Here is a 25,070-nt window from a genome sequence, read left to right as displayed (position 1 = left end):
CACGCGTTCGCGGACGCTGCCGTTTCCTGCGAGCGCGCCGTATTGTCATGGGGCGCTCGCCGGCACGTGGAGCGTTCGGTCGCCCGCGTGCGAACGGGCGGCTCAGGCGTCCGTCGTGCCCTCGTAGAGGCCGATCGCGTTGCCATCGGGGTCGGCGATCACGGCCCACCAGCTCGTGGGAGAGATCTGGTCCTTCTCCATGAGCACCGTGGCACCGGCATCCTTCGCCGCCGCGACCGTCTCGTCGATGGAGTCGACCTCGACGTACGAGCGGGGCTGAGTGAAACCCTCCCCGCGCGGTGCGAGGCCGCCGCCCGAGATCTTGTTCGGCGCCTGCCACATGGGGTAGCCCTCGAACCCGGGCACCTCCGCGATCTGCCAGCCGAACAGGTCGGAGTAGAACTCGGCCGCCTTGCCGAGATCGGTGACGGGGATGTCGATGTGCGTGATGTCGCCGTGAGCCATGGTGTTCCTCTCGTGCGGATCGGACCCGGACAGTCTCCGCCGCCGTCACGGCCCCCGCAAGGCCCGCCGCTGCCGCGCCGGGCGGAACAGTGCCGTCGGACCATGCGCCGGCCGACCGGGTCGCGCCCGAGCGGGCTCAGCGACCGGAGGAGGAAGCCTCCGCGAGGTGCTGCTCCAGCGCATCGATCGCCGGACGCTGACCCTTCACGAGGCGCTCGCGTGCGGCATCCGTATCGGTCCAGTCGACGCGGTCGACCTCGGGGAATGACGCCGTCCGCCCCGAGCGCGGCGGCCATTCCAGCTCGAACTCGCCGAACTGGAGTCCGTCGAGCGAGAATCCGCCGCCGTCGGCGACGAACACCGTCACCCGCTTGCCCGACGAGTACGCGAACGTGCCGAGCTCGGCGTACGGCGGCTCGGGCGGGTCGATGCCGAGCTCCTCGCGGAACTCACGGCGCGCGGCATCCAGCGCGCTCTCCTCACCCTCGGCGAACTCGCCCTTCGGGATCGACCAGGCGCCGGCATCCTTGCTCGCCCAGAACGGCCCGCCCATGTGCGCGATGAGCACTTCGAGGGAGGGTTCGAGCCGATAGAGCAGGATGCCGGCGCTGGTGATCACGGTCGTGAGCTGCCGAGGCCTCAGACCACGCGGGTCGTCGGCGAGACGGTGTAGGTGTCTTCGGGGTCGTCGTAGACGACGCCCGCGAGGGCCGTGTCGATCGCGGCCATGGTGTCGGCGTCGAGCGCGACGCCGGAGGCCTTGACCGTGTCGGCGAGCTGCTCGGGACGGGATGCCCCCACCAGCGCCGACGCGACGTTCTTGTTCTGCAGCACCCACGCGATCGCGAGCTGCGGCAGCGTCAGGCCCGCTTCCTCGGCGACGGGCTTCAGACGCTGGACGGCCTCGAGCACCTCGTCGCGGAGGAACCGCTGGATGAACTGCGCGCCGCTCTTCTCGTCGGTCGCGCGCGAGCCCTCGGGCAGCGGCTGACCGGGCAGGTACTTGCCCGAGAGCACCCCCTGCGCCATCGGCGACCACACGATCTGCGAGATGCCGAGCTCCTCGGAGGCCGGCACCACCTTGCCCTCGATCACACGCCAGAGCGCCGAGTACTGCGGCTGGTTCGAGATGAGCTGGATGCCGTAGCTCTTGGCGAGCGTGTGCCCCTCGCGGAGCTGCTCGGCCGTCCATTCCGAGACGCCGATGTAGAGCGCCTTGCCCTGACGCACGACGTCGGCGAACGCCTGGAACGTCTCTTCGAGGGGCGTCTCGTAGTCGTAGCGGTGCGCCTGGTAGAGGTCGACGTAATCGGTGCCGAGGCGGCGGAGCGAACCGTTGATGGATTCGAAGATGTGCTTGCGGCTCAGGCCGGTGTCGTTCGGCCCCTTGGGGCCGGTCGGCCAGTACACCTTGGTGAAGATCTCGAGCGACTCCCGGCGCTGGCCGGTCAGCGCCTTGCCGAGCACCTCCTCGGCGAGCGTGTTGGCGTAGACGTCGGCCGTGTCGAACGTCGAGATGCCGGCGTCGAGCGCCGCGTGGACGGTGGCGATGGCGGCCGAGTCGTCGACCTGCGAGCCGTGCGTGACCCAGTTGCCGTAGGTGATCTCACTGACTTTGAGACCGCTGTTTCCGAGGTACCGGTAATTGACCATGGGAAAACGCTACCTGCCCGCACGGGGTCGCCGGCGCGATCCCGCTCCTCGCCCGCCCTCAATCGCCGGCCGGCGGCACGTCGCGACAGGCGAGCGCCCCCCCAGCAGGGGGGCGGCGGCCGGCCGCGGTGGCAGACGGCAGACAGAGACGACGGATGCCGCGACCCGGCGCGTGCGCGGGGGTGCGGCATCCGTCGTCAGGGTCGGTCAGACGACCGGGGCCGACTCGTCCTCGAGGGCGTCGCCCGAGGACTCGGCGAGCGGCTCGCCACGCTCGGCTTCTGCGAGCGCGCGGGACTCCTCGTCGAGATCGGTCGCCGCCTGCTCGAACTGCGAGTTGTAGAGCCGGAAGTACGCACCCTGGGCGACGATGAGGTCGTCGTGCGTGCCCTTCTCGACGATCCCGCCGTTCTCCATCACGAGGATGAGGTCGGCGTCGCGGATGGTCGACAGGCGGTGCGCGATCACGAACGACGTCCGGCCTTCGCGCAGCGCCGCCATGGCGTGCTGCAGCAGCAGCTCGGTGCGGGTGTCGACCGAGCTCGTCGCCTCGTCGAGGATCAGCACCGACGGCTGCGCCACGAAGGCACGGGCGATCGTGATGAGCTGCTTCTCGCCTGCCGAGATGTTCGACGCATCCTCGTCGAGGAGGGTGTCGTAGCCGTCCGGCAGCGAGTGCACGAACCGGTCGACGTACGTCGCGCGGGCCGCGGCGAGGATCTCGGCGTCGGTGGCGTCGGCGCGGCCGTAGCGGATGTTCTCGCGGATCGTGCCGGCGAACAGCCACGGGTCCTGCAGCACCATGCCCGTCTTGGCGCGGATGTCGCGCCGCGTGAGCTGCGCGATGTCCTGCCCGTTGAGGAGGATGCGGCCGCCGTCGAGCTCGTAGAAGCGCATCAGGAGGTTCACGAGCGTCGTCTTGCCGGCACCGGTCGGGCCCACGATAGCGACCGTCTGCCCCGGCTCCACCCGGAAGGACAGATCGTGGATGAGGGGGCGGTCGGGCGAGTACGAGAACGCCACGTCCTGGAACTCGATGGTGCCGTCGCCGTCGACAGGGGCCGGTGCGTCCTGCGCGTCGGGCTCCTGCTCCTCCTCGTCGAGCAGCTCGAACACGCGCTCGGCAGAGGCGGTGCCGGACTGGACGACCGCGGCCATGCCGCCCAGCTCCGACAGTGGCTGCGTGAACTGCTGCGAGTACTGGATGAACGCCTGCACGTCGCCGAGGCGCAACTGGCCGCCCGCGACCATCAGCGCACCGAAGACGGCGATGCCGACATAGGTCAGGTTCCCGATGAACATCATCGCGGGCATCATGATGTTCGACAGGAACTGCGCCTTGAAGGATGCCGCGTAGAGCTCCTCGTTCTCGGCGCGGAACGCCTCGCGGGACGCCTGCTCACGACCGAAGACCTTGACGAGCGCGTGGCCCGAGAACGACTCCTCGACGCGTGCGTTGAGACGGCCGACCTTGCGCCACTGGATGCCGAACGCCTTCTGCGACCGCGGTCCGATGACGCCGAACAGCACCGCCATGAGCGGGAAGCTGACCAGCACCACGAGGGTCAGCTGCCACGAGATCGTCAGCATCATGATGAGCACGCCGATCACGGTGAGCACGCTCGTGAGCGCCTGCGACAGCGACTGCTGCATCATCTGGGTGATGTTGTCGATGTCGTTCGTGACGCGCGAGATCAGCTCGCCGCGCTGCACCCGGTCGAAGTAGCGCAGCGGCAGCCGGTTGATCTTCGCCTCGACGTCTTCGCGCAGGCGCCACATGACGCGCACCATGATCACGTTGATGACGTAGCCCTGCACCCACATCAGCAGGGACGACGCGAAGTACAGCGCGAGCACGATGAGCAGCACGCGGCTGAGCGCCAGGAAGTCGACGCCGGCGCCGGGCACGAAGTGCTCCATGGCCGCGACCATGTTGGCGAGGTCCTGCTCGCCGGAGGCTTCGAGCCCCTGGACGACCTGCTCTTTGGTGGCGCCCGACGGCGCCATCGACGACACGACGCCCTCGAAGAGGATGTTGGTCGCCTCGCCCAGAACCTTGGGCGAGAGCACGGCGAAGACGACGCCGATCGAGCCGAGGATCGACACGAAGATGAAGCCGACCGCGTTGGGACGCAGCAGTCCGATGAGGCGGCGGAAGGACGGGCCGAAGCGCGCGGCCTTGCCCGGGGCGACGGCGCCGCTCCAGTCGTCGGCCGAGATGCGGGCCTGCTCGCCGAGCTCGATCTCGAGCTTCTCCTCTGGGCTGAGCTCGGCGACGGCGTCGCGGGCGCGGCGCCGGGTGGCGGGCTTGTCGGCGCGGGACTGCTGTTCGGGGTTCGAGGGGTGTTCGGGGTTCGAGGGGTGTTCGGCGCTCATCGGGCGACCTCCGCTCCAAGCTGGGACTGGACGATCTCGCGGTAGGTCTGGCTGGTCTCGAGCAGCTCATCGTGCGTGCCGAGACCCACGATGCCGCCGTCGTCGAGCACGATGATGCGGTCGGCATCGGTGATCGTCGAGACCCGCTGCGCGACGACGATCTTCGTGACGTCGGGCAGCTCCCGCCACAGCGCCTGTCTCAGCCGTGCGTCGGTGGTGAGATCCAGCGCCGAGAACGAGTCGTCGAACACCAGCACGCGCGGCTGGTGCACGATCGCCCGGGCGATGGCGAGACGCTGACGCTGGCCGCCCGACACGTTCGTGCCGCCCTGGGAGATCGGCGCGTCGAGCCCGCCGTTCATCTGGCTCACGAAGTCACTCGCCTGCGCGATCTCGAGGGCGTGCCAGAGCTCGGCATCCGTCGCCTCTTCGCGGCCGAACCGCAAGTTCGACGCGATCGTGCCCGAGAACAGGAAGGGACGCTGAGGCACCAGCCCGATCGTCGCCCACAGGGCTTCGAGGTCGGCGTGACGGACATCGAGGCCGCCCACCTCCACGACGCCGTCCGTGACGTCGAACAGCCGCGGGATCAGCGAGATCAGCGTGGTCTTGCCGGCGCCGGTCGAACCCACGACCGCGACGGTCTCACCTGGTGCGGCGCGGAAGGTGATTCCCGAGAGGATCGGGTGCTCGGCACCCGGGTAGGTGAAGGTCACGTCCTTGAACTCGACCGTGCCCGGTGCGGGGAAGTCCGCCGCAGCGTTCGCCGCGCGCTCCAGCGACGACGCGGTGTCGAGCACCTCGCCGATGCGCTCGGCCGACACCGCCGCGCGCGGGATCATCAGCGTCATGAAGCTCGCCATCATGACGCCCGAGAGGATGATCATGGCGTACTGCATGAAGGCGAACAGCGTGCCGATCTGGATCTCGCCCGAATCGACCTGCATGCCGCCGAACCAGATCACGCCGATCACGGTCACGTTGAGGATCAGCATGACGGCGGGGAAGAGCACCACGAACAGCGAGCCGACCTTGCGGCCGACGACCATGATCTCGGTGTTGGCCTCGCGGAAGCGCTCCTCTTCGATCGGCTCCCGCACGAACGCGCGGATGACCCGGATGCCGGTGAGCTGCTCGCGCATGATGCGGTTCACGCCGTCGAGCCGTGACTGGAAGCTGCGGAACAGCGGAACCATGCGCGCGATGACGAGGCCGGCGACGAGGAGCAGCACCGGAACTGCGACGGCGATGATCCAGGCGAGGCTCGCCGCCTGCTCGATCGCGAGGATGATTCCACCGATCGCGAGCAGAGGCGCCGTGACCAGGAAGGTGGCCGCCATCATCGCCAGCATCTGCACCTGCTGCACGTCGTTGGTGTTGCGGGTGATGAGCGATCCGGCGCCGAAGCCTGTGACCTCGCGCTCGGAGAACCCTGAGACACGCTCGAAGACGTCGTCACGGATGTCGCGCCCGAGCTTCATCGCCGCGCGCGCGGCGAAGTAGGTGGCGATGATCGAGGCGACGATCTGGGCGAGCGACACGGTGAGCATCACGGTGCCGGTGCGCCAGATGTACTCGGTGTCTCCCTTGGAGACGCCGTTGTCGATGATGTCGGCGTTGAGGCTGGGCAGGTAGAGCGAGGCCACGGCGGAGGCGGACTGGAACAGCAGCACACCGAGCAGCAGCCAGCCGGATGGTTTGAGGTAGCGGACGAGGAGTTTGGCGAGCACGGACTTCTCCCGGAAGTGACGAGGCCATGACGAAACACCGCCTGATGCGGTGTCCATGGGTGCCGACCCACCTTTGCACGGGCTCCCGACATCGCGGCAGTCCCGTTCACGGAGGACGAACGAGGTACGCGGGCGGCTGTTCCCGCGTTCCGCGGTCACTCTAACACGATATATCGCGAGCCTCGGCCTCAAGCATCCCGCCGTCGGGAATCGTGGATGCCTCGGCTCAGGCCGGCCCGCCCTGCGCGATGTCGGCGCGTTCCCGCCAGCTGCGCGCGGTCACCCGATCCAGCGCCACCTGGCGGCGGAGCCCGTCGGCCTGCTCGTAGAGAGAAGGCTGGCCGTAGCTCGTCAGCACCTTCACGAGCACCGGGAGCAGCTCGATCATGAAGAAGAGTCCGGCGATGAGCCAGTGCGCCCACGCCAGCGTGGGCTCGCGCTGCGACAGACGCTCGAGTCCGCTGATCTGGCTCAGGAGGCCCACGGCGCCGGCGTTGCCGCCGGCGACCTCCGCGGCCCGTGCGTCATACGCCTCGAGCGCCGCCTCGTACTGGGCACGTGCCGCGGGCAGCTCGTCCTCTGCCTGCTGCTTGTTCTGTGCCTCCGAGGCCCCGGCGCTGGCGGTCCCGGCCGACTGGGCGGCCGCGAGATCCGCCTCGGCGGTGCGCAGCTTCGCGGCGAGGTCGTCGTACGAGGCCTGCGCCTGGGCGAGCTGCGCCTGGGCGGCGCCCGAACTCGCTCCTTCGCCGGCGACGCCGCTGCAGCCCGGCACCTCACCGGCGCCCTGGCCGGTCAGCTCGCACTGGTAGATCGCGCGCGCCTGATCGATCACCTGCTGCTGGGCGGCGAGCTTGGCGGTCAGGTCGTCCGCGGTCTGCTGCGCCGAGGCGGTCGCCGCCGACGTGGTGTCCGCGCCCTCGACGACGCCGCTGGCCGCCTGGCTCTCGAGCGCGGCGACACGCTCGCTCGCGGCATCCAGCGCCTGCTTCTCGGGGCCGTCGGTGACGGCGTCCTGATCCGACTGCGCCTGCACGATGTTCGTCGCCGTCACCTCGCGTGCGATGTCGTTGTGGAAGATCTGCAGCACGAGCGGCTCGGCCACGACGATGCCGATGACCGCCGCCATGATGACCCGAGGGATGGCGAGCCCGATCAGCCGGCCAACGCTGTGCGTGGACCGCATGGTCGAGGTGAGGAAGCGGTCGAGGTTGAAGATGATGAGCGCCCAGATGATGGCCAGCGGCAGCGCGCCCCAGGCGACGATCCGGACGCCGGTGGTCAGGGCGAAGAACATCGAGATCGCCGAGATCAGGGCGGTGCCGGCGATCACGAAGAACATCTGCACGAAGCGGGGCGTCTCGATGGGCACCTGGTCGAGCACCGATGCGTCGGCGCCGCCCAGAACGGCGAGCCTGCGCCAGCCCGAGCCGCGCTCCCGGCGGCGCTTGACGCGCTTCGAGCGAGCCGGACGCGTGGGAGCGGCCGCCGCCGCGGGCTCCTCCTCCTCGAGCGGCGCGGTGGTCGCCGCCGCCTCGTCCACGGCTCCCCACTCACCGATCCGAGCGGTCTCCGCCACGGCCGGCGCTGCCGCCTCCGGCGCCGCGACCTGCGGCTCTGCCGCCACCACCTTGTCTGCCACCACCTGGACCGGCTGCGTCGGGTTCATCGCAAGCGCGTCCTCGAGCAGATCGCGCGTCACCGGGTACGGATCCTCGGGGCCGTCGGCATCCACCCGCTCGTCGCCCGGCTCGCCGGCGGCCTGCTGGGCCCGCACGTCGTCGAGGTACAGATCCTCGGTCCGCTCGCCGTCCGTCTCGAACTCGATGCGGCCGTCGGAGCCGAATCGACCCGGCCGGTGTGCGGAGAAAGACATCCCGACACCCTAGACAGGCCAACCTGTGCGGCAGGTGTGTCTCGCGCTGCGGAGGCTGTGGGCTCAGTCCTCGAGCGGGGTGACAGCGGCGACCGCCTCGTCCTCTTCGGTGGCGACGAGCTGCCCGCAGGCGCCGTCGATCTCCTTGCCGCGGGTGTCGCGGAGGGTGGTGGGGATGCCGGCGTCGTTGAGGCGCCGCACGAACTCGTTCTGCACCGGCACGTCGGACGCGGTCCAGATCGACCCGGGGGTCGGGTTGAGCGGGATGGGGTTCACGTGCACCCAGCCGCGACCGCGGGCGTTGAGCTTCTCGGCCAGGAGGTCGGCGCGCCAGCCGTGGTCGTTCATGTCCTTGATGAGCGCGTACTCGATGGACACGCGGCGCCCGGTCTTCTCGAAGTAGGCGCGCGCGGCGTCGAGCGCCTCGTCGACCTTCCAGCGCGAGTTCACCGGGATGAGCTCGTCGCGCAGCTTGTCGTCGGGGGCGTGCAGCGAGAGCGCGAAGGTCACCGGGATGTCCTCGTTCGCGAGCTTCGTGATCGCGGGCACGAGCCCAACCGTCGAGACGGTGATGCCGCGGGCGCTCATGCCGAGGCCGTGCTGCTTGTCGGTCATGACCCGGACCGCCTGCATCACCCGCGAGTAGTTCGCGAGCGGCTCGCCCATGCCCATGAACACGATGTTCGACACCCGCTCGGCGGAGTGATCGGTCTTCTTCTTGCCGCCGAGGCCGCCTTCGGCGATGAGGCGGTTGGCGCGCACGATCTGCTCGATGATCTCGGCGGCCGACATGTTGCGGGTGAGTCCGGCCTGCCCGGTGGCGCAGAACGGGCAGTTCATGCCGCAGCCCGCCTGGCTCGACACACACAGCGTGATGCGGCCGGGGTAGCGCATCAGCACCGACTCGACGAGGGCGCCGTCGTGCAGCTTCCACAGGAACTTGATCGTGTCGCCGCGGTCGGTCTCGAGGCGCCGCACCTCGGTGAGAAGGGGCGGGAGCATGCCGTGGACGAGTTCCTCGCGACCCTCGGCGGGCAGATCCGTCATGTCGGCGGGGTTGTGGGTCCAGTGCTGGAAGTAGTGCTTCTCGAGCTGCTTCGCCCGGAAGCCGGGAAGCCCCAGCTCCTTGACCTTCTCGACGCGCTGCTCGGGAGTGAGGTCGGCCAGGTGCAGCGGGGGCTTGCCCCGCTTGGGACTCGCGAACTGCAGAAGCGGCCGGCCCTCGGCATCCTTCTTCTGGGTCCATCCCTCAGTCGCCGGACGCACCTGCCGGGGCTTGGTCGTGCGCACGGGCGAATCGGTCATGAAATCCAGGGTAGGGGACGCGCCTGGACGGATGCCGATGCCGGCGCATCCCGTCCCGCCCCGGCGGACACCACCACCTGTGCGAAAACACGGGCCGGTGACGTGGCGCGCCGGGTCGCGGCATCCGTCCCCGGCGCGTCGCCGTCACCGGCCCGTGTTCTGGCACACCGTCAAGCCCCATCGGGCACGCGGGCGGCGCGGTTAGCCTGACCGGGTGAGCGATGACAACGACCTGACGATCCGGGCGATCGAGCCCAGCGATGCCGGCGAGGTGCTGACACTGCAGCGCGCGGCATTCGTGCAGGAGGCGCTCATCTACGGCACCCCGGACATGCCGCCCCTCACGCAGACGCTCGAGGCGCTCGAGGCGGAGCTGACCGAGAACCTGGGCGTCGTCGCGCTCGACGGCACGCGCATGGTCGGAGCGCTGCGCGCACGCCTCGACGGCGACCTGCTGCTCGTCGGACGCATCGCGATCGCGCCGGACCGCGCGGGCGAGGGCATCGGCAGCGCCCTGCTGGAGGCGGTCGAGCGCCGCGGTGCCGGCAAGGGCGCCACCGAGGCGGAACTGTTCACCGGGTCGCTGAGCGAGGCGAACATCCGCCTCTACCAACGCGTCGGCTATGCCGAGACGCAGCGGGTGTCGGGTGACGACGGCACCGAACAGGTCTTCCTGCGCAAACGGCTCGACGCGAGGCGCCGCGGCTAGGCTCGCCGTGTGGTCCCCCTCGAGAACCTCCTCGCCTTCACGCTCGCGGCGCTCGTGCTGATCGTCATCCCGGGCCCGAGCGTGCTCTTCACGATCGGGCGCGCGCTCGCGCTCGGTCCCGTCGGGGGCCTCCTCAGCGTGCTCGGCAACGCGTTGGGCCTGCTGCCGGTCATCGGCCTCGTCGCCATCGGCGTCGGCGGCGTCGTCGCGCAGTCGGCCGTGCTGTTCACGATCGTCAAGGTCGCCGGCGCCGTGTACCTGATGTACCTCGGCGTGCAGGCGATCCGCCACCGCCACCGCGCGGCCGCCGAGGCGAGCGGAGGCGCCCTGCCCCGCTCGGCCTGGCGTCAGCTGGGCGAGGGGTTCGTCGTCGGGGTGACCAACCCGAAGACGATCGCGTTCTTCGTCGCGGTGCTGCCCCAGTTCGTCGACCTGAGCGCGGGCTCGGTGCCCCTGCAGATGATCGAGCTCGGCCTCGTGTTCTTCGTGATCGCGCTCATCTCGGACGGCATCTGGGCACTGGTCGCCGCGGGCGCCCGCACGTGGTTCGGCCGCTCGCCGAAGCGCATCTCCACCCTGTCCGCCACCGGAGGCGGCCTCATGATCGGCCTCGGCGGCATCCTCCTCTTCACCGGGAACAAGCACTGATGACACCTTCGACAGGCTCACGGACCGAGGCCGGCACTGGGACCGAGGCCGGGAGACGACGCATCGTCTTCCTCGACGTCGACGGCACGATCCTCGAGCACGGCTCGCACATCTCCCCCTCGACGCCGGACGCGGTCCGCGCCGCCCGCGCGGCCGGACATCTCGTGTACCTCAGCACGGGGCGGTCGGCTGCCGACATCCATCCGGTCGTCGCGGACATCGGGTTCGACGGCGCCGTCACCAACTCCGGCGCCCTCGTGACCTCGGACGGTGAGGTGGTCGTCGAACGCCCCCTCTCGCCGGAGGCGACGGACCGGATGCTGACGGCGCTGCGCAGCCGCGGCATCCGCTATTTCCTGCAGGCTCGTGACGGCGTCTACGCGAGCGACGACATGGCCGAGCTGATGCGCGACTACGCGGTCGCCCTCGAGGCCAGGGAGCGGGCCGGCGAGGAGGTGCGTCCCGAGGACTCCCTCGTCGGGCTCGCCCAGCGCACGTTCCCCCGCGTGGAGGAGGCCGACCTCAGCCGCATCGACAAGGCCGTGTTCGTGAGCGACCACGAGGAGGGCATCGACGAGCTGCGGGCCGACCTCGGCGACGAGTTCCTCATCGTGCCGGGGAGCATGCCGCTGCCCGGCGGCTCGAACGGCGAGATCAGCGAGCGCGACACGACGAAGGGCTCGGCGATCGAGCTGCTGCTGGCCCACTTGGGCATGGATGCCGCCGACGCCGTCGCGGTCGGCGACAGCTGGAACGACATCGAGATGTTCCAGGTGTGCGGCGTCGCGGTCGCGATGGGCAATGCACGACCCGAGCTCAAAGAGCTCGCCGACCTCGTGACGACCGACGTGCTCGACGACGGCATCGCCAACGCCTTCCGCCGGCTCGGCCTCATCTGAGCCGAGCGCCGACTCAGCCGGCGCGCGGCGGCGCTGTGGAGTCCCGCGGCACGAGTCCGGTCGGCAGCCGCACGTGCTCAGGGGGCGCGCCGCGCTCCATCTCCAGCGCCACGCGCAGGGATTGGCGGCCGAGTAGGCCCCAGTCCTGGCGCACCGTCGTCAGCGGGGGTGCGAACATCTCGGCCTCGTCGATGTCGTCGAAGCCGACGAGCGACACGTCCTCGGGAATGCGCAGGCCCGCCTCGATGATCGCCCGGTAGGCCCCGAGCGCCATCTGGTCGTTCGCGGCGAAGAGGGCGGTGGGCCGCTCCTCGCGCAGCAGCCGCTTCGTGGCCTCGTAGCCGGAGCCCGGGCTCCAGTCGCCGGACCGGGTCGACGGGATGCGGCGGCCCCGCTCCGTCAGCACCTGCATCCAGGCGCGGCACCGGGCTTCCGCCGAGAACGACACCGACGGCCCGGTGATGTGATGGACCGTCTCGTGACCGAGGTCGAGCAGGTGCCCGACGGCCTCACGCGCCCCGACCTCCTGATCGAAGTCGACGGATGCCACGCCCTCCACGAGCGGCGGACCGAGCACGACCGTCGGCACGCCCTCGGGCAGCTGCAGCGTCTCGTCGACCCCGAAGGGTGCGGGGAGGATCACGATGAGCACGTCGACGGCCATCTCCCCCAGCCGTGTGAAGGCGCCGTTGGCCGCGCGCCCGGAGGTCGCGGCCAACGGCATCAGGGTGGTCGCGTAGCCCCGCTCGGCGGCTCGCTCCGAGATCTCCTCGAGCGAGCGATGCGTGCCGACCGAGTGGAGGTTGTAGTAGACGACGCCCACCGTGCGGAACGACCCGCGGCGGATGGCGCGCGCGGCGGCGTTCGGCCGGTAGCCGAGCTCGCGCATCGTGGTGAGGATCAGCTCGCGCTTCTCGGGCGCCACGTTCGGCTCGCCGTTCGCGACACGCGACACGGTCTGCACCGATACGCCGACGGCCTGCGCGACATCCCGCAACGATGTCCGGCGGTCAGCCATTCACACCCCTCGGAACGCGAAGCGGAACTCGAGGTCGCCGCGCGTGGGGAGGTGGTACTGCGCCAGCGTGCGCGCGCCCCACGAGTCGTCGCCGCCGACGCCCCGGCGCATGAGCGCCGGGCGCAGCACCGTGCGGTGGATCGGCGGCAGCTCGGTGTGATGCAGCGCGTTCTCCACTTCGTCGGGTGTCCACGGCAGCGCCGAGAACTCCATGCCGTCGGGCGACTCGACCCGCAGGCCCACGCCGCGGCCGTCGGTCACTTCGGCCCAGCGCACGCCGGTGCGGCTCCCCGCCTCCTGCGGCCGCAGGTAGGGCGTCAGCTCCGTCGTCACGTCGCGATCGTATACGCCCAGCCGGGCGCCGCCGCGACGATCGACGTAGCACTCCTCCGGTCCGTCGCCATACCACCGCAGCCGGCGGAACTCCGGCAGGGTCGTCAGGAGCATGCCGAACTCGGGCAGGCTCGGCAGACCTTCGACGAGATGCAGCGTCTGGGTCACTTCGACGCGTCCCGCACCGTCGACGCGGTAGGCGACCTCGCAGGTCGTCGCCGGTCGCGTGGGCAGCTCGTACGAGAGCGTCACGGTCACGGCGGACTCGTCCGTCTCGACCCGCGTGCTGGTGAGCGGATCGCGCACCCGCCCGTACCGGCTCGCGAGCAGCCACTGCCCGTCCTCGAAGGGCGCCTCCCATCCCCGCTCGTTCGCGGTCGGCGCGTGCCAGAAGTGCGGGCGCGGCATGGAGGTGAGAAGCTCCCGCCCGCCGTCCGACGTCATGCCGAAGCGGTACGAGGCGAGCCCGCCGTACAGCGTCGAGAACAGCACGCTGAATCCCGGTCCGCGCACGCCGATGTTGTGCGCACCGCGGATGAGCTCGGGAGCGGGGCCCGCGACGACGGCCGCCGGCGAGCCGACCCGCACCACCCGCTGCTCATGGGCGACCTCGTGCCCTTCCGCCGCCCACGCGGTCGCCGACCGCAGCCGGAACGAGACGTCGATCGTGTACTCCCCGGGCGCGGCGGGCACCGCGAGCGGAAGGGGGATGGCCCTCGTCTCGCCGGGCGGGATGTCGGTCTCGACCTCCGCCCGGCGCAGCACGGTGCCCTCGCGGCCGAGCGTCACGACGCACCGGTACGCCGCACTCGAGGTCGCCAGCAGACGGTTGTGCACCGTCATCGCGTCGTCGCCGATGCGGATGCGCAGCCCCTGATAGAGGTACGTGACCTCCTGGAGCTTGGGGGTCGGGGTGTGGTCGGTGAAGAAGATGCCGTTGCCGCAGAACTCGCCGTCGTTCGGCGCGTCGCCGAAGTCGCCGCCGTAGCCGAAGTACTCGTTTCCGTAGCGATCGGTCAGGGCGATCGCCTGATCCGCGAAGTCCCAGATGAACCCGCCCTGGAACAGCGGCTCCCGGTAGGCGAGCTCGATGTACTCGTCGACCGCGCCGAAGGAGTTGCCCATCGCGTGCGCGTACTCGCACAGGATGAACGGCTTCTCGCGATGCTCCCGCAGGAACTCCTCGACCTCGGCCGCAGGCGTGTACATCTGGCTGACGACATCCGTCGTCTCTTCATGGCGCGGGTCCCAGTGCACGCCCTCGTAGTGCACGGGGCGGCTGTCCACCTCGCGGAAGTAGGCCGCGACGTCGCGCAGGTTGGTGCCGCCGTACGATTCGTTGCCGCACGACCACATCACCACGCTCGGGTGGTTCTTGTCGCGCTCGTACATGCTCGCGGCGCGGTCCAGGAGGGTGGGCAGCCACTCCGGCCGGTCGCCGGGGACGGCGTCGTCGATGGGCGCGCCGAGCTTGCGGATGCGGTCCCACACGCCGTGGCTCTCGAGGTTCATCTCGTCGATCACCATCAGGCCGTGGCGGTCGGCGAGCTCGTAGAAGGCGGTGCTGTTGGGGTAGTGGCTGGTGCGCACCGCGTTCACGCCGGCGGCCTTGAGCAGGAGGATGTCGGCCTCGATGTCGGCCGCCGTCTGCACGCGTCCGGCCAGACCGAACTCGTGACGGTTCACGCCCAGGAACACCACGCGGCGGCCGTTGAGCGAGAGCAGACCGTCCTCGATCGCGAAGCGTCGCACGCCGACCCGCTGCGCGATCACCTCGATCAGGTCTCCGGCGCCGTCGCGCACCTCGATCTGGACCTCGTAGAGCGCCGGGTCCTCCGGGCTCCACAGCCGGGGACGGTCGAGACGGATGCCGAGCACGCCGTCGCCGCGATCCTGGAGCTCTCCCACACCGTCGATGCGCGCGCGCACCGAGCCCCCACCGCCTGCAGAGCCCTCACGCAAGGTGACGCGCAGTGCCACATCGGCGACGTCGTTGCCGGGCGCGAGATCCACGTCGACGCGGACGTCCTCGACGTGCACCGCCGGCCGCCGGTAAAGCACCACGTCGCGGAACAGCCCCGAGAAGCGGAAGAAGTCCTGGTCCTCGAGCCACGATCCGCTCGAGAACTTGAAGACCTGGGCGGCGAGCTTGTTCTCCCCGTCGACGAGCGCGTCGGTCAGGTCGAACTCCGACGGCGTGAAGCTGTCGGTCGCGTACCCGAGGTACCGGCCGTTCAGCCAGACGGCGATGGCGCTCTCGGCTCCGAGGAAGCTCACGCTCATCGTCTCGCCGGCGGCGAGCGGCCGGTCGAGCACGAAGCTCTTCACGTACGAGGCGACGGGGTTGTAGCGCTCGGGCACCTGTCCGGGCGCGATCTCCTCCACGCCGTCCCACGGGTACTGGACGTTGACGTACTGGGGTCGGTCGTACCCGTGCAGCTGGATGTGCGCGGGCACCGGGATGTCGTCCCAGCTCTCGCAGTCGTAGCCCGGCTCGAAGAAGCCGGCCGGCGCCGCGGCCGGGTTCTTCGCGTAGTGGATCTTCCAGCGGCCGCTCAGCGACTGCTCGTAGCCGCTGACGCCGTCGGCGGCCTCGGCCGCCGAGCGGAACCAGCGGTGGTCCGAGTGCGCGGGGCGGCGGTTCTCCCGCACGAACCGGGGATCGGCGATGCGGGCCGGGTCGAACGCGGCGCGATCGCCGTCCGTGCGTGCGTCTGCCGTCTGGATGGTGTCGAGAGTCACTTGACCGCCCCCGTGATGCCCTGCGCGAACTGCCGCTGCAGGAGGAAGAACACGAGCATCGTCGGCAGCGACGACAGCAGCACGGCGAGCATCAGCACGCCGTAATCGGTGACGTACCCCGCGCTGATGTTCGCCGTGAGCATCGGCATCGTCAGGATGCTGTTGTTGACCAGGATCACCTTGGGCCAGAGGAAGTTGTTCCACGCCATCATGAACGTGATCACCGCGGCCGCCGCGAACGTGGACCGCATCGTCGGCACGTAGATGCGCGCGAAGATCGCGAACTCCTTCAGACCGTCGATACGCGCCGCCTCGATGATGTCGTGCGGGAACGAACGCGAAGCCTGCCGGAACAGCAGGATCAGGAACGGCGTCGAGATCATCGGGATGACGACGGCCCACAGCGAGTTGACCATGCCGACGCGCGCGAACAGCTGGAACAGGGGGATCATCGTCGCGGCGAAGGGGATCATCATCGCGAGCAGGAGGATCGCCATGACGATGTCCTTGCCGCGGGAGTGATACACCTCGAAGCCGTAGCCGGCGACCGAGCACACTGCCAGAGCGAGCACCGTCGTCCCCACCGCGATGAGGAAGGAGTTCGTCATCGCGCCCACGACGTTCTGCGTCGAGAACAGCACGGAGATGTTCTCCAGCAGCGCGGTGCCGGGCAGCATCCGCGAGGCGAGGACGTCCTTGCTGGTGTTGGTGGCCGAGACGACCATGAAGTAGAGCGGGAAGATGGAGAAGAGCGCCCAGAACGCCAGCAGGGCGTATCCGGGAAGGCTGCGGAGCTTAGTCACGCTTGTCACCGACCTTCATCTGGATGAACGAGAGGATGGCGACGAGCATGAGGATCACGTACGAGATCGCCGCGGCGTAGCCGAAGTTGGGGTTCTTCTGGAACGACACCTCGTAGAGGTAGTGCGCCATCGACATCGTCTGGTAGGCCGGCCCCCCTCGGGTCAGCGCCCATGACTCGTCGAACAGCTGAAGCGTGCCGTTGATCGAGAGGATCGCGGTGAGCACGATCATGGGCTTCAGCTGCGGGACGGTGACGTACCAGAACGTCTGGAAGGCGTTCGCGCCGTCCATGCGCGCGGCCTCGATGCTCGAGTGATCGATGTTCTGCAGCGCGGCGAGGTAGAAGACCATGTTGTAGCCGGTCCAGCGCCACAGCAGGCCGAGGATGATCACGAAGCGCGCGGTGTCTGCCTGCCCGAGCCAGTTGATCGGGTTGTCGATCAGGCCGATGCCTTCCAGCATGTCGTTCACGAATCCGTCCCCGGCGAAGAGCGTGCGGAACACGAGCGAGTACGACACCAGCGACACGGCGCACGGCAGGAAGATGGCCGTCCGCCACAGCGCCTTGAACTTCAGCTTGGGGTTGTTCAGCAGGTTGGCCAGCACGAGCGCCAGCGTCAGCATGAGCGGCACCTGGATGATCAGGTAGATGAAGGTGTTGGTGAGCGTGAGCTTGAAGATCTCGTCGCTCAGCAGGCGCTGGTAGTTGTACCAGAGCGGCTCCGCGAACTCGAGTCGGGTGCCGCGTCCCGTCTGCAACGACAGCACGAAGGCTTGCGCCATCGGGATGAAGCTCATGAAGAGGATCAGCAGGGCCGCCGGGAGCAGGAACCCCCAGCCGGTGAGGCTGCGTCGGCGGGTGTTGTTCAGCCAGGGCTTGCGGTTGCCGATGTAGTTCGGCAGCGGCGGCGGATCGTTCCGCCGCGGTGTCTTCGTGCGCGTCTTCGCGTCGGAGGCCACGGGTGTCATCTCTTTCCCTCGAGCGGTCGGGATCACGTGGGTCGTCCGGCCGGGCGGGCGTCACCGCCCGGCCGGACGTTCCGTCGTGGTTACTCCATCGCGAACTCGACGTTGGCCTGCGCCTCGCCCAGAGCCGTCGCGGTGTCGGTGCCGCCCATGATCTGCGTCATGGCCGTGCTCACGGCGTCGCGGGCCTCGTAGTAGTAGGCGCCGGTGTTGTTCGAGGGCACCTCCGGACCGAACGCGACCACATCGGCGAAGATCGGCTGACCGCCGAAGAAGTCGATCGGCTCGTTGTACACGTCGCTGTCGCCCGCGGGGATCCAGTTCGCGACCGCGCCGGCCTTCGGCAGGATCGTGTCGTAGAGCTCAGTCGAGCCGGCGAACGTCGCTGCGAGGAAGTCCGAGGCGAGATCGACGTCGGCGTTGGACGAGATGGCCCACGACGAGCCGCCGTTGGCGGAGTAGTTCGTCGCACCCGAGACCGTGTCGAGCTTGGGGAGGTTCGTGATCCCCCACTTGCCGGCCTGGTCTTCCGCGGTCTGGATCGAGCCCACGATCCAGATGCCGTTGACCGTGCCCCCGACGTTGCTGTTGACGATCGTGCCGATGTACTCGTCCCACGAGTTGACCTCGATGAGCACGCCGGCGTCGACCAGCTGGGTGTAGACGTCGATGGCTGCCTCGAGCGCCTCGTTGTCCACGATCGTCGGGTTGCCCTCGTCGTCGAACAGGCTCGCACCGGCCGACTGGAGCATCATCATGGGGATGTCGGCGGACCCGGCCTGCCCCGACAGCAGCGGCTGCCCGGTCTTGGCGAGGACGTCCTTGCCGATCGTGAGGTACTGGTCCCAGGTGATGTCGGTGAAGTCGTCGACGGTGTAGCCCGCCTGCTCGAGGACGTCGGTGCGCAGAGCTGTGACCGCGGTGCCGGCGTCGAACGGCACGCCGTAGTTGATGTCGTCGATGGTCGAGTATTCGACGACCGACTCCGGGAACTCCGAGAAGTCGATGTCGGAGTCGCTGAAGTCGGAGAACAGGTCGGGATAGTTCAGCCCGTTCTTCTGGAACGCGTTGTTCTGCATCAGGAAGATGTCGGGCAGTTCGCCGAATGCCTGGGACTGGGCGATCGTGGTGAGCTTGGTCTGCAGGTCATCCCACGGCACTTCGACGATCTCGAGTTCGAAGTCGGGGTTGTCCTGCTGGTAGACCTTCTCGGCCTCCTCCATCGCGTAGATGTTGAAGGCGGGGTCCCAGGTCCAGACGGTGAGCTTGTTGTCACCGTCGCCTTCGCCGCCGGAGTCGCCTCCGGAGCCGCAGGCCGTCAGCGTGAGGGCGAGGGGCAGCGTGAGGGTGAGGGCCGCGGCGAGCTTCGCAGAGCTTTTCATGGATTGCAGATCCTTCCGTGGATTCGGTGGTGCCGAGCAGTGCCTCGGCTTCCGACAGGTCCCGCACATGGTGCCGTGCGGGCGTCGGCGGATCAGCCGCCGCGCGTCGGAACGCACGCCGGACAGACGGAGGGCTCCCGGAGATCCATGGGTGGATGCGACATCGCATCCCCTGCGCTCTCCAGTGAGCACACCAGCTTCTGAGTCCGAGGGAACGGTAACACTGGTAACGTCACCACGCCAGTGTTTCAGCGGAATTCATGTTTTCCGCAGACGCACGGGGACGGACGCCCCGCGAGACGATGGGGCGCGCTTCTGCGCGGCATGACGCGCTGCCGCCGGTCGTCAGACGGACGCGACAGCGGGGGCTTCGGCCCCGAGATTGACGAGCGTGCCGCCCGGGTCGCGCACCTGGGCGACGCGCTCGCCCCACGGCATGTCGGCGGGCGGCTGCTCGGCCCGGCCGCCGGCATCCAGCCACGACGCGTACGTCGCATCCACGTCGTCGACGTAGAACCAGAGCGCGACCCGGTCGCCCACCGACGGCGGGAGCGCGTCAGGGTCGCGACCGATGCCCAGCGCAACGTCGCCGATCTGCAGCGAGACGTAGTCGTCCTCGTCGCCGCTGCCGAACCGGTACGCCACCGTCGCGCCGAGCGCGCTCTCGTAGAAGCGCACGAGCTGCGGAAGATCTCGCCCCAGCAGGATCGGGAACAGGCTCCGGACCGCCATGAAGCCCACCCTACGTCGCCCCGGTGGTCGAGACCACGGGGGTCGAGAAGGGGAGTCCTCAGTCGATGACGCAGTCCTCAGCCGAGGACGCAATCCTCAGTCGAGGAAGGAGTCCTCAGCCGATGACGCAATCCTCACCCGAGGAAGAAGTCCTCAGTCGAGGAAGATGTCGGGGAACAGCGCCGAGTCGGGCGTCCCCGGAACCGCCGCATAGCCCGAGAAGTCGCTCACACCGGCCGCCTCGAGGACGTCCTCGACGATGAGCGTCTGCCCCGTGTACTCGCGTGCCGGCCGGGTGACGACCTCGTACGCGGCGTCGGCGTAGATCTCGGGTGTGCGGCTGACCTTCATCATGCGGTCGCCGCCGAGGGCGAACTGCACCGCGGCAGTGGCGATCGTCGTGCGCGGCCACAGCGTGTTGGCGGCGATGCCGGCCTCGGCGAACTCCGCGGCGAGCCCCAGCGTCGCCATCGTCATGCCGTACTTCGCGAGCGTGTAGCCGGTGTGGCCGCCCAGCCACTTCGGCGAGAGGTTGAGAGGCGGCGAGAGGGAGAGGATGTGCGGGTTGGCGGCATCCTTCAGGATCGGGATCGCGGCACGCGAGAGCATGAACGTGCCGCGCACGTTGACGTCCTGCATGAGGTCGTACTTCTTGGCGTCCAGCTCGAGCGAGCGCGACAGGTCGATCACCGAGGCGTTGTTGACGACGATGTCGATGCCGCCGAACTCGCCCTGCGTCTTGAGCACGGCTTCGGTGACGTCGTCGTCGTTGCGCACGTCGCCCACGATGGGGAGGGCATTCCCGCCGGCAGCGCGGATCTGCTCGGCCGCCGAGTGCACCGTGCCCTCGAGCTTCGGGTGTGGTGTGTCGGTCTTCGCCAGCAGCGCGATGTTGGCGCCGTCGCGGGCCGCGCGCAGCGCGATCGCGAGGCCGATGCCGCGGCTGCCGCCCGACATCAGGATCGTCTTGCCGGCCAGGGACTTGTCGCTCGTTGAGGGGTTGGTCACTGTCTTCCTCCGGTGGTGATGCCCCGATTTTCGCCTCAGTGTCCCGGTTTCGGGTCTTCATGTCCCGAATTCCGCTGCCCCGGTCGCCCGGAACGGTGGAAAGTGGGACATGCCGGTGTCGGCGGTAGCGGGCGGGGCGGATGGCTCAGGTGGGCGGGCGGGTCAGGGACGGGATTTGGCGGATGCCGCGGCGAAGGCCGCGACGCGGGCGCGGGCCTCGTCGGTGTCGAAGCGGGCGCCGATCGAGGCGGCTTCGTCGTCGAGGTTCTCCGCGAACGAGCGCCCGGCGCCCGTGCGGACGAGCCGCTTCGCCTGCCCGAAGGCACCGGTGGCGTTGTCGAGCCAGAACCGCGCGACCGCCTCGGCGCGCGCAGCCACATCCGCCGCGGGCACCACTTCGGTGACGAGGCCCCAGTCGAGCGCGGTGGTGGCGTCGATCGTGAGGTCCTGCAGCAGCAGCTGGAGCGCGCGGCGCTGGCCGACCGCGGCCGGCAGCAGGGTCGAGACGCCGAGGTCGGGGGTGAGGCCGATGTTGGCGTACTTGCTGACGAAGCGCGCCTGCTCCGACGCCACGATGTAGTCGGCGGCGAGCATGAGTCCGAGTCCGCCGCCGGCGACCGCGCCCTGCACGGCCGCGACCATCGGCTTGTCGGACTCGACGAACGTGCGGATGCCGTCGTGGATCGTGTGCGCCGCGTCGGTGACCTCGGAGCCGACCGCACCCGACGTCGCCATCTCGAGCACGTCGCCGCCGGCGCAGAAGGCCGGGCCTGCGGCATCCAGGATCACGGCCCCGACCGAGTCGTCGGAGGTGAGCTCGTGCGCGACGTCACGCCAGCGGCGGCCCATCTCGAAGCCCATGGCGTTGAGGAACGCGGGCCGGTTGAAGGTCACGCGGGCGAGGGCGCCGTCGCGCGTGACGAGGATCGAGTCGCTCATGGCTCTCCTTGGGTCGAGGGGCTTGCTTCGGTGCCACCGGGGGTGGGTCCGGGGCTTACTTCGGGGCCATCCGGATGGCACGATGGCAGGTCAGCGGGGAGCCATCCGGATAGCGCGATGGCGGATCAACGAGGAGCCATCCGGATGGCACCGTCGAGACGGATGGTCTCACCGTTGAGGTACCCGTTGTCGACGATCGACATCACCAGGCGCGCGTACTCGTCGGGCCTGCCGAGCCGCTGCGGGTACGGCACCTGCTCGCCGAGGGAGTCCTGCGCGGCCTGCGGCAGGCCCATCAGCATGGGGGTCTCCATGATCCCGGGGGCGATCGTCAGGACGCGGATGCCGTAGCGCGCGAGCTCGCGCGCGATCGGCAGGGTCATGGCGTGGACGCCGCCCTTCGACGCGGCGTATGCGGGCTGGCCGATCTGGCCGTCGAACGCCGCCACGCTCGCGGTGCTGACGATGACCCCCCGCTCCCCCGCCGAGCCGTCGCCGTCTGCCGTGGGCTCGGTCTTGGACATGACTGCCGAGGCCTGCGCGATGACGTTGTAGGTGCCGATGAGGTTGACGCGGACGATGCGCTCGAAGCCCTCGAGCGGCGACGGGTTGCCGTCGCGGTCGAGCACCTTCGCGGGCGGCGCGATGCCGGCGCAGTTCACGACGACACGAAGGGGACCGGATGCCGCAGCCGTGGCGACCGCGGCGGCCACCTGCTCCGGGTCCGTGACGTCGGCGGGTGCGAACGAGCCGCCGAGCTCTGCGGCGATCTCCGCGCCCGCCGAGCTTGCCAGGTCGAGGATCGTGACCGCCGCGCCGGCTGCGGCCAGGCGGCGTGCGGTGGCGAGGCCCAGTCCGCTCGCGCCGCCGGTGACGAGCGCGGACGCGTCGGTGAGGTCCATGGGATTCTCCTTCGAACTCCGTAAACGGCGGAACCGCGTATCAGCATACGCGGGACCCAGTCCCACCGCTGGCCGGGCGGTGCGGCATCCCGACCAGGCTAACCGTGTCGCCCCGCGGTCACTCGGCGATCGGCGGGCGCAGCCGTACCAGCGTGGCGATGCGATCGAGGAGCTCGGCGGGGCGAGCCAGCAGCACGCGTGCTTCGGGCCGATCGATGAGGTACTCGGCCAGCCGTGTGGTCGCACGCGCCTCGGCGCGACGATATCCCGACAGATAGTGCTGAGTGACGCCCCACTCGATGACGTCGTCGTCGGTCGTGACCCGCACCGCGAAGGTCGGCGTCTCCGTTCCCTCGACGAACGAGCCGCCGCCGCTGAGGAGGCCTTCCAGCTGCGGTCCGACGGAGTCGCCGATCATGGGATGGGGCCAGCGCGTCGTCGGCGGCTCCACGACGAGCAGGCGCACGTCGCCCCACGGTATGAAGCCGGCCGGCGATTCGCCCAGCCAGGGCGCCAGCCCGTCCGGAGTCAGCCGGACGTGGCGGGCCGCGGCATCCCCGATCGCGAGCGCCGGCGCCGCTCCCTCGAGAGCCGTGAGCGGTCCTCGGCGGCGGATGACACGCGTGGTGGCGGGCATGACTCCATCCCATCATGCAGCTGGTGCTCGATCGCCCTCGCGGCTTGGATGGAGCGATGGAGCTCCGGCTGAGGCGTGTCTTGGACGATCCGTCGGCGGATGACGGGTTCCGCGTGCTCGTCGACCGGCTCTGGCCGCGCGGCCTTTCGAAGGAACGAGCGGCCCTCGACCTGTGGGCAAAGGACGTCGCCCCCTCGACCGAACTCCGGAAGGCGTTCCACCACACCGACCTCTCGTGGCCCGACTTCGAGGCCGCCTACCGCGCCGAGCTCGACGGGCCGGCCCGCACCGCCGTGGAATCGCTGCGCGCGGAGCTGGCACCCCACCCAATGGTGACGCTGCTGCACGCAGTCGCCGACGAGTCGCACAACCATGCGCTGATCCTCCGCGATGCGCTCGAGGCATGATCTGCGGAACTCCACGGATTCGCCGGCCAGCCGGATCTTCGGCTCCGGAATCTCGGCGCGCTGGGCCCGAGCGGAGCCCGGATCCGTGGAGTTCGGCAGGACCTCGGACGGCAACGGGCAGGATGAGGGGATGAACATCCCGCCGGTCGACGTCGAGGTGCCCGCACGGGTGCGCGCGCTGGCGCGCGGCGCAGTGCTGGTCCCGGTGTGGCGCAACGACTACGGCGGACTGACGTTCCGCACCGACGACGGCCGGTACGTCAAGCACGGGCCGCGCAACGCCGAGTCCTCGTTCGCGGACGAGGTGGAGCGCCTCGGCTGGGCCACCGGGCACACCACGGTGCCGCGCGTCCTAGAGGCGGGAGCCGACGACACCCACGAGTGGATGGTCACGGCCGCGCTGGCGGGCGCATCCGCCGTCGACCCCGCATGGCGCGCGCATCCGGCTATCGCCGTCCGCGCCGTCGGCGAGGGCCTGCGCGCCTTGCACGACGCGCTGCCGGTGGAGGACTGCCCGTTCGACTGGGGGGTGCCGTCGCGCATCGCGAACGCCGAGGGCCGCGGCATCCGTGTCCCCGACGCGCTGCGCGAGCCGCCGCCCATCGACCGCCTCGTCGTGTGCCACGGCGACGCGTGCTGCCCCAACACACTGATCGGCGACGACGGCCGATGGTCGGCGCACGTCGACCTCGGCACGCTCGGCGTCGGCGACCGCTGGGCCGACATCGCCGTGGCGTCGATGTCGACGACGTGGAACTATGGCGAGGGATGGGAGGACGCCCTCATCGAGGCGTACGGGGTCGAACCCGACCGCGAGCGTCTGTCGTACTACCGAGACCTCTGGAACGCGACATGAGCGAGAACAACGGCCCCTCGATCACCGGCACCGTCTGCAAGATCGACGGGCACCCGAACCTCGTGATCCTGCGCCGGTTCCGGGCCGGCGCCGACGAGGTCTGGCGCGAGCTCACCGAGTCGGCGCGGCTCGAACGGTGGATCGGCCGGTGGGAGGGAGATCCGAAGACCGGACACGTCACGTTCTACATGACGTCGGAGGGACAGGATGCCGCACCCGAGGAGTACACGATCCTCGAGTGCGACCCGCCGCGGCGGTTCGCGGGCGACACGTCCCAGGGCAGCGGCTCGTGGCACCTGTGGTTCGAGCTCGCCGAGGACTCCCCCGGCGACACCGTGCTCACGTTCGGCCAGCGGCTGAACCCCGGCGAGGACGTCGGCTCGATCGGTCCGGGGTGGGAGTACTACCTCGACCGGCTCGTCGCTGCTCAGGCCGGTCTCGACGCCGACACCGTGGCGTGGGACGACTACTTCCCCGCGCTGCAGCCCGCCTACGAGCGGCTCGTGGCGGCCGACTGACGCGGTGGCGTCTCGCGCGCCGGGTGCGGGGCGTGTCGTCTCGCTCGCTCAACGACCGCGGGGAGCGGCGAGCGGTCCGGCAAACGCCGGTTCTCGGCATCCGGAGTCCCGCGATGTCCGGACCGCACCTGCCGCCTGGGCACGAGTGCGGCGCGCGGTCCAGGAGAC

At 69.7% G+C, this 25,070-nt stretch carries 23 protein-coding genes; 6 read left to right on the top strand and 17 right to left on the bottom strand.

What is annotated here, in order from left to right; genetic code table 11:
- Positions 1-102 precede the first annotated feature (102 nt).
- From B2K11_RS18275 to rlmN, 7 genes are all read right to left on the bottom strand, one after another.
- Positions 103-465 (bottom strand): VOC family protein, encoded by a 363-nt coding sequence (locus tag B2K11_RS18275; RefSeq protein ID WP_163620522.1) that lies wholly within the window; start codon positions 463-465, stop codon positions 103-105.
- Between the two features lie 136 nt (positions 466-601).
- Complete coding sequence (locus tag B2K11_RS18270; RefSeq protein WP_163620521.1) at positions 602-1,084, bottom strand: NUDIX domain-containing protein; 483 nt, start codon at positions 1,082-1,084, stop codon at positions 602-604.
- Between the two features lie 20 nt (positions 1,085-1,104).
- Positions 1,105-2,118 (bottom strand): aldo/keto reductase family protein, encoded by a 1,014-nt coding sequence (locus B2K11_RS18265; RefSeq protein ID WP_163620519.1) that lies wholly within the window; start codon positions 2,116-2,118, stop codon positions 1,105-1,107.
- A gap of 207 nt (positions 2,119-2,325) precedes the next feature.
- A complete protein-coding gene (locus tag B2K11_RS18260) occupies positions 2,326-4,494 on the bottom strand; it encodes an ABC transporter ATP-binding protein (protein WP_163620517.1) in 2,169 nt (722 codons plus the stop codon).
- Complete coding sequence (locus tag B2K11_RS18255; protein ID WP_163620515.1) at positions 4,491-6,224, bottom strand: ABC transporter ATP-binding protein; 1,734 nt, start codon at positions 6,222-6,224, stop codon at positions 4,491-4,493. Before B2K11_RS18255 ends, B2K11_RS18260 begins: the two co-directional genes overlap by 4 nt.
- Before the next feature lie 226 nt (positions 6,225-6,450).
- Positions 6,451-8,097 (bottom strand): DUF4407 domain-containing protein, encoded by a 1,647-nt coding sequence (locus B2K11_RS18250; protein ID WP_163620513.1) that lies wholly within the window; start codon positions 8,095-8,097, stop codon positions 6,451-6,453.
- A 63-nt stretch (positions 8,098-8,160) separates the two neighbouring features.
- Positions 8,161-9,402, bottom strand: coding sequence for a 23S rRNA (adenine(2503)-C(2))-methyltransferase RlmN (gene rlmN / locus B2K11_RS18245; RefSeq protein WP_163620511.1), 1,242 nt, complete (start codon positions 9,400-9,402; stop codon positions 8,161-8,163).
- Between the two features lie 214 nt (positions 9,403-9,616).
- On the opposite strand from rlmN, the gene B2K11_RS18240 reads away from it, so the two are divergent.
- The 3 genes from B2K11_RS18240 to B2K11_RS18230 are packed head-to-tail and all read left to right on the top strand — an operon-like array spanning position 9,617 to position 11,658.
- Positions 9,617-10,111 (top strand): GNAT family N-acetyltransferase, encoded by a 495-nt coding sequence (locus B2K11_RS18240; protein ID WP_204260182.1) that lies wholly within the window; start codon positions 9,617-9,619, stop codon positions 10,109-10,111.
- Between the two features lie 9 nt (positions 10,112-10,120).
- The gene (locus tag B2K11_RS18235; protein ID WP_163620509.1) at positions 10,121-10,759 is read left to right on the top strand and encodes a LysE family translocator; all 639 of its coding nucleotides are present in this window, start codon (positions 10,121-10,123) and stop codon (positions 10,757-10,759) included.
- Entirely contained in the window at positions 10,759-11,658 is a 900-nt protein-coding gene (locus B2K11_RS18230) for a Cof-type HAD-IIB family hydrolase (protein WP_163620507.1), read from the top strand. Before B2K11_RS18235 ends, B2K11_RS18230 begins: the two co-directional genes overlap by 1 nt.
- Before the next feature lie 13 nt (positions 11,659-11,671).
- On the opposite strand, the gene B2K11_RS18225 is transcribed toward B2K11_RS18230, so the two are convergent.
- The 10 genes from B2K11_RS18225 to B2K11_RS18180 form a co-directional block, all read right to left on the bottom strand.
- Positions 11,672-12,676: a LacI family DNA-binding transcriptional regulator gene (locus B2K11_RS18225; protein WP_163620505.1), complete on the bottom strand. Its 1,005-nt coding sequence runs from the start codon at positions 12,674-12,676 to the stop codon at positions 11,672-11,674.
- On the bottom strand, positions 12,677-15,751 hold the full coding sequence (locus tag B2K11_RS18220) for a glycoside hydrolase family 2 TIM barrel-domain containing protein (protein ID WP_239526242.1): 3,075 nt from the start codon (positions 15,749-15,751) through the stop codon (positions 12,677-12,679).
- Positions 15,748-16,554 carry a carbohydrate ABC transporter permease gene (locus B2K11_RS18215; protein WP_239526241.1) on the bottom strand — a complete coding sequence of 269 codons (807 nt, stop codon included), beginning with the start codon at positions 16,552-16,554 and terminating at the stop codon, positions 15,748-15,750. Before B2K11_RS18215 ends, B2K11_RS18220 begins: the two co-directional genes overlap by 4 nt.
- Positions 16,547-17,515, bottom strand: coding sequence for a sugar ABC transporter permease (locus tag B2K11_RS18210; protein WP_239526240.1), 969 nt, complete (start codon positions 17,513-17,515; stop codon positions 16,547-16,549). Before B2K11_RS18210 ends, B2K11_RS18215 begins: the two co-directional genes overlap by 8 nt.
- An 89-nt stretch (positions 17,516-17,604) precedes the next feature.
- On the bottom strand, positions 17,605-18,903 hold the full coding sequence (locus tag B2K11_RS18205) for an extracellular solute-binding protein (protein WP_163620501.1): 1,299 nt from the start codon (positions 18,901-18,903) through the stop codon (positions 17,605-17,607).
- A gap of 345 nt (positions 18,904-19,248) precedes the next feature.
- Positions 19,249-19,635, bottom strand: a complete 387-nt coding sequence (locus B2K11_RS18200; RefSeq protein WP_163620499.1) for a VOC family protein — start codon at positions 19,633-19,635, stop codon at positions 19,249-19,251.
- A 153-nt stretch (positions 19,636-19,788) separates the two neighbouring features.
- Positions 19,789-20,643 carry an NAD(P)-dependent oxidoreductase gene (locus B2K11_RS18195; protein ID WP_163620497.1) on the bottom strand — a complete coding sequence of 285 codons (855 nt, stop codon included), beginning with the start codon at positions 20,641-20,643 and terminating at the stop codon, positions 19,789-19,791.
- Between the two features lie 162 nt (positions 20,644-20,805).
- Entirely contained in the window at positions 20,806-21,582 is a 777-nt protein-coding gene (locus tag B2K11_RS18190) for an enoyl-CoA hydratase/isomerase family protein (RefSeq protein ID WP_163620495.1), read from the bottom strand.
- A 125-nt stretch (positions 21,583-21,707) separates the two neighbouring features.
- Positions 21,708-22,484 (bottom strand): SDR family NAD(P)-dependent oxidoreductase, encoded by a 777-nt coding sequence (locus B2K11_RS18185; protein WP_163620493.1) that lies wholly within the window; start codon positions 22,482-22,484, stop codon positions 21,708-21,710.
- A 118-nt stretch (positions 22,485-22,602) separates the two neighbouring features.
- On the bottom strand, positions 22,603-23,121 hold the full coding sequence (locus tag B2K11_RS18180) for a hypothetical protein (protein ID WP_163620491.1): 519 nt from the start codon (positions 23,119-23,121) through the stop codon (positions 22,603-22,605).
- Positions 23,122-23,201: 80 nt separating this feature from the next.
- Between B2K11_RS18180 and B2K11_RS18175 the strand changes: the two genes are divergently transcribed.
- The 3 genes from B2K11_RS18175 to B2K11_RS18165 all read left to right on the top strand — a co-directional run bounded on the left by B2K11_RS18175 (position 23,202) and on the right by B2K11_RS18165 (position 24,902).
- Positions 23,202-23,528 (top strand): DUF488 family protein, encoded by a 327-nt coding sequence (locus B2K11_RS18175; protein WP_345770792.1) that lies wholly within the window; start codon positions 23,202-23,204, stop codon positions 23,526-23,528.
- Positions 23,529-23,658: 130 nt separating this feature from the next.
- Complete coding sequence (locus tag B2K11_RS18170) at positions 23,659-24,384, top strand: aminoglycoside 3'-phosphotransferase (RefSeq protein WP_163620487.1); 726 nt, start codon at positions 23,659-23,661, stop codon at positions 24,382-24,384.
- On the top strand, positions 24,381-24,902 hold the full coding sequence (locus B2K11_RS18165) for an SRPBCC family protein (RefSeq protein WP_163620485.1): 522 nt from the start codon (positions 24,381-24,383) through the stop codon (positions 24,900-24,902). Before B2K11_RS18170 ends, B2K11_RS18165 begins: the two co-directional genes overlap by 4 nt.
- Positions 24,903-25,070: the final 168 nt, after the last annotated feature.

Origin of the sequence: Microbacterium sp. B35-30, assembly GCF_010634855.1 — a bacterium.
Lineage (GTDB): Bacteria > Actinomycetota > Actinomycetes > Actinomycetales > Microbacteriaceae > Microbacterium.
This window is presented reverse-complemented; position numbering and strand designations above follow the sequence as displayed.